This window comes from Silvimonas sp. JCM 19000 (assembly GCF_054652575.1).
This window is the reverse complement of the sequence record NZ_BAAIHC010000052.1, coordinates 1-4,578: the sequence shown is the minus strand read 5'-3', so window position 1 is coordinate 4,578 and position 4,578 is coordinate 1. Positions and strand designations below refer to the sequence as shown.

Below are 4,578 nucleotides of genomic sequence, written 5' to 3'. Positions count from 1 at the left end.
AGGCGGTGGTGAGGGCAGCGGCGCAATCGCTGGCGCCTCTGCGGCCCGATTGGTCGAGTCTTGTGAGGGATAACCTGGGCTGCGCCATCCGAGCCGATTTGCGGGTTAGCCGTCGGCGCCGCACTCACGGCTGCTGATGAAGAAAAGATATCAAACGCATCATTGCTTCGGCATCCACGACGGCATTACGCGCTTTGAATTCTTGACATTGCTGCTCGCAATACTCCAATGCTGTGGCTCTTCCCTTCGAGAGATACAACCCTAATGGGTACCGATGCTGCATGCCTCCCTTGCGCGGAACACTTTTCAGTATCTGGGGCATCAATTTGTCAGGAGACGCAAACGCGCTTATGTATGGGATCCCAAATTCCTGAACGGCTTGAGCCAGACGTGCAGACTCAATGACAAGATCTTCCCGCACGGAAAATATGAATTGAGGAATTTCAGGACAGCTCACCCCGAGAGCATCCGAATAAGATGGCCCCAGCGTACGCGAGCTCTCCCCGTAAAACTGCACCATCAACGCCTCTAGCGCCTTCCAGTAAATAAACAAGTTAGGGTTAACACGCACATAATCTTGGTATACCCCCTGATTCAAACCGATAGCACAGTCGAAATCGGGATTTAGGCATGTTCGCGCAAAGCCATATTTTTTTGGCATTCCAATCTTGTTTAACGCCTGCAGACATGCAGTCTCAACTTCTTTGCCGGTCGGACGGATGTCCATTAGCACTCCTCATTAATTTGCGGCATCGCCAGCCGCTTTAGCCACCGGCTTCGCTTCATTCTGTCTAATTACTTTATACCCGTCGACTTTCACAGGTTTGTTAACCGGAAGACCGGCGTCTATTGCCTTTTTTCCGACAAAAGTCACCTCCTTGCCGGAATCGATATCTGCGATTATGCCGACTGCTTCACAAACCGGGCACCGTCCGTCCGGGTCGGTAAACCTAATGGGATTATCAAGCGCGTATTCAAAATAATTAAAAATATGGACAGGATTAGCTTCATTTCAATCAACCGGATCCATCGCCATAAACCGGCCAATCACAGGGTCATACCAACGCGCGCCAAAGTAGCTTAGCCCGCTCGCATCCTCATAACTCTTGCCGCCAAACCACTGCTTATTGGTAGAACTAGCGCCCAACATCCGCTCGCCATATGGGCGATAGTAGGTGTTCCAGGCGATATGACCCGCGCCGTCTGTTGCTGCGAGCGGGCTGCCTACCACATCGTTGTGATACAGCATCTGCGCGCCCAATTACCCGCCGGGGCCCCGACCGAAGACCATCCGTTTAATGCGCTGTGACGCTGCTGCACAAGGCAACATGCATGACGGAACCGGTCGAGCCGATTGCTGGCGGGCGGACGCGCCTTGTCTGTATGAATCGGTGCCGACGCCGGAGGGGGTGCGCTATGACGTGCTGCACCGGCGCTCGGTCTAGCGGACACTTTTATGCGACAAAATGACCCAGGATTCAGGTCCTATATCTCCATAGCGCCAATTTGCATTTTCATATCGAAGGTAAAAATCTGGCTCACCAGATGCGGCAACAATCTCGGCCACAAATTCCAGAAAATCATCAGCTGAGTATTTATTCCAATCAATGTCCTCTGGAAAAAATGTAATCTCGGCGAAGATTTTCTGAGGGTCCTTCCAACTCACGTAAAATTGCAGCTGTTCAATCACTGCTCCATGCGTCCAGGTAGTAAAGACCGTGCCTCGGGGCCTATCCAGGCAAGCAGTAATGTCAGTTACAACGCACCCGTCACTATCTTCTGCCTTCACCAGTGTTAATTTCTGGCGCAATACCTCAATGATTGAGCAAACCCGATTTGCGGATAGTTCGGGGATAAAATTCAAATCTATCGCGGCACCGCCCCCCTTACTAAACGCAAGCTTTATCTGTTCAGCGAGCATGCTGCCTCCTGAATTGTGCTCCATTTTCAAATTTATCACTTACGCGCGGGCTCGAGAAACGTCTGGAAAGCACCATCGCGATCAAAACGCGCACCCCGGCCCTCAGGTGATTCAAATACATCTGTACCACCTCTATGGTCAGGTTTCTCGACTTTATCGAGGTCGGATGGATGTCTATCAGCATCCTCATTAATTTCCGGCATCGCCAGCCGCTTTAGCCACCGGCTTCGCTTCATTCTGTCTAATTACTTTATACCCGTCGACTTTCACAGGTTTGTTAACCGGAAGATCGGCATCTATCACCTTTTGTCCGACAAAAGTCACCTTCTTGCCGGAATCGATATCTGCCTTTGGAAAAAATGTAATCTCGATTTAAACCGGGCCGCCACGTAAAAAGGCACTTATTTAAATGCAAGCTCCAACCTGGGTATTAGTTATTCGGACTCGTTCAAAAAGCCACCCTGCATGTGTGGCTGCTCTTCTACCAGATGATCTAGAAAAGCACCGCATATCTGATCCAGCGTAGCGCTCTCATTCAACGCATACCCTTTGTGCAAAGCGGAAGCGATATGGCGAGCAGCGTCAGCAAGAATTACTCCCCACGCGTTTGCCTCGACTACATCACCATTTTCGGTATACATCCCGATTTTTATTGAACAATGTAATCCCTCCTCAGCGATCCATAGACGAAGCATTTCCACGGAATCTCCATCCCTCACCGCTGCCGGCGGTATCGGCCTCTCGTTTGCTTTACTCATAATGCAGTTCCTGTTTAGCTAGCAGCTGGGCTTAGCGCTGCTCTTAACGCCTTGATACCTGATGGGGTGGCGGCAGCGCCATAAAGGGCTCCAGAGAGCCCTACAGGGAATTTCATCACCCCTCCAGAATTCTGGCCAAGGGGCCGTTGCATTTTGCAAAAGCGGAGCGGCCGGGCTTAGCGCCAGGCTCCAGAATCGCCAGCAAAAGGCCCTCGAAGAAAATATGCGCCTCAATATTGGCGGCTGCCGTTTGCCATTTCACAAGAAAACCATCCGCGCTTGCTGGGGGAAAAAATCCGTCGAAAGATTTAACGTATTCTGCAGGATTTAGAAATGGAGCATTGTTTCCGAGCTTCCACTCTGGCTGAATTGGCGCGGGCAGCCGATTATAGAGCCACACATCTCCACAGATTTTCTGTGAAACTGCATCCACCAAGTATGCGTAGGCAACGCGTCCGTCATCTTCTATAACCAAAGCAAGTTGATTATCCGGGGCCAGAAATTCAGAAAAAAAACCGCCACCAGTTTGATCATCGTCCTGCATTCCATTCTGCATTCCAGTTAGCCCTCCTCTTGCTTTGCCTCCAAAAGCCCCGCCGAATACGTGGGTTTCGCTATCGCATAATTCCATGACGGCTTCGGCATGCCGGGTACCGACTTGATAAACGCGCAAGCCGGTTTGCGTAGTAAAGATATCTACAAATTAAAAGCGGTTCCATATATCCAGATTTTTATTGGAAATCCGCATCGTGCCGAGCTATCGCGGCGCTCAATGAGGTGAACCATTCGCACCGGGACAACGGAGGCGTTTCGATAAATAGCTCCACTTGCTGTCGTTCAAACTGATCCTCAATTCGCGGATCCAAAGGCAATTGGAAAAAATCTGCGCTTTGAACACAATACTGGTCTGTTGCCAGATTTTTAAAGCACATGTAGCGTGTGGCGGAAGTTGCATTCAAATTCCGCCATATCCTGATTTCCTGATAGAGTTCACTCATTCCAGCTGCTTGATTTTCATTCGACACTGGGGCCACCATCTATTTTTCACCCGATCACTTGGCGTTTGGTTATTATTTTTAAATCCTCTATATAAAGCGTAGCCTTCCGAAGATAAACTGATAAGTCTACAAACAATTTATCTATCAGATGCTCCATGGTGCGCCCCATATCATTAAGCTGGTAATTACCGTCAAAACCCCATACAGGCAAGCTGTCCATCAAATAATCGCGAATATTATCGATAAAGTCTTCTTCAACAACGAGCGCCGAGGGTTGAAGACAGAACGCTGGCTTGTTGCCACTCAGGTGAAGCGCAGCTCCCGCCAAAAGGAAATATTCATCACTGGTTAAACTGATCTCGATTTTCACGGTCAGCCTCCAACGGTCCTGCATTCATTGATATATAACGCGTCTTGATTCGTGACCCACGCGCCGGGGTTTTTCAAATCCAGCCCTGCCCTTTCCACGCTCATTAGCAGCTTCTCACGATCCAATCGATCCCGAATTCGCCTTTTCTTATAGTTCTCCACCTGCTCGAACGGCATGGGATCGCCCTTCTCGAAAAAATCCCACCGGTCGCCATCTTTGAAAGCTCGAACTAAACGTCTGGTTACTCCGCTTTGGTAGACGCGGATCGAGTTCTTCGGATATTCGACATCATTAGGACTGGTGGAAATACTTATGCAATGCAGGTCGAATCTCTTGGACAGTTGATAGACCATGCTATTCCACCCGTCACGGTAATTCGCAATAAAAAAACATTGATCGACGTAAATCAGTGGCTGATAAACTAGTGCCTTTAAAGGGTTCTGTGCGCCGTAAAAGGGTCTGCCCGCATTTACGAGACTTAAATCCAGTTTTCCCTCATTCAAGGTGAAATCAGCCGCACGGGCAGGGTCT

General features: G+C 49.6%; 6 protein-coding genes and 1 pseudogene. All 7 read right to left on the bottom strand.

Features of this window, described 5'->3' with window-relative positions; genetic code table 11:
• Positions 1 to 124: 124 nt before the first annotated feature.
• Entirely contained in the window at positions 125 to 727 is a 603-nt protein-coding gene (locus ACYQ1A_RS21695; RefSeq protein ID WP_499365807.1) for a hypothetical protein, read from the bottom strand.
• Positions 728 to 1,012: 285 nt separating this feature from the next.
• Positions 1,013 to 1,261: an RHS repeat domain-containing protein gene (locus ACYQ1A_RS21690; protein WP_499365806.1), complete on the bottom strand. Its 249-nt coding sequence runs from the start codon at positions 1,259 to 1,261 to the stop codon at positions 1,013 to 1,015.
• Between the two features lie 180 nt (positions 1,262 to 1,441).
• Entirely contained in the window at positions 1,442 to 1,921 is a 480-nt protein-coding gene (locus ACYQ1A_RS21685; protein WP_499365805.1) for a hypothetical protein, read from the bottom strand.
• A 434-nt stretch (positions 1,922 to 2,355) separates the two neighbouring features.
• A complete protein-coding gene (locus ACYQ1A_RS21680; RefSeq protein WP_499365804.1) occupies positions 2,356 to 2,679 on the bottom strand; it encodes a DUF5076 domain-containing protein in 324 nt (107 codons plus the stop codon).
• 115 nt (positions 2,680 to 2,794) lie between these two features.
• The gene (locus tag ACYQ1A_RS21675) at positions 2,795 to 3,310 is read right to left on the bottom strand and encodes a hypothetical protein (RefSeq protein ID WP_499365803.1); all 516 of its coding nucleotides are present in this window, start codon (positions 3,308 to 3,310) and stop codon (positions 2,795 to 2,797) included.
• Between the two features lie 413 nt (positions 3,311 to 3,723).
• A complete protein-coding gene (locus ACYQ1A_RS21670) occupies positions 3,724 to 4,047 on the bottom strand; it encodes a hypothetical protein (protein ID WP_499365802.1) in 324 nt (107 codons plus the stop codon).
• 2 nt (positions 4,048 to 4,049) lie between these two features.
• A pseudogene (locus ACYQ1A_RS21665) lies at positions 4,050 to 4,578 on the bottom strand (hypothetical protein); the annotation flags it as partial.

Excerpts from the sequence above, each read along its gene's own strand:
- ACYQ1A_RS21695 (WP_499365807.1), bottom strand. The coding sequence starts at position 727 with ATGGACATCCGTCCGACCGGCAAAGAAGTTGAGACTGCATGTCTGCAG.
- ACYQ1A_RS21685 (WP_499365805.1), bottom strand. The coding sequence starts at position 1,921 with ATGCTCGCTGAACAGATAAAGCTTGCGTTTAGTAAGGGGGGCGGTGCC.
- ACYQ1A_RS21680 (WP_499365804.1), bottom strand. The coding sequence starts at position 2,679 with ATGAGTAAAGCAAACGAGAGGCCGATACCGCCGGCAGCGGTGAGGGAT.
- ACYQ1A_RS21675 (WP_499365803.1), bottom strand. The coding sequence starts at position 3,310 with ATGGAATTATGCGATAGCGAAACCCACGTATTCGGCGGGGCTTTTGGA.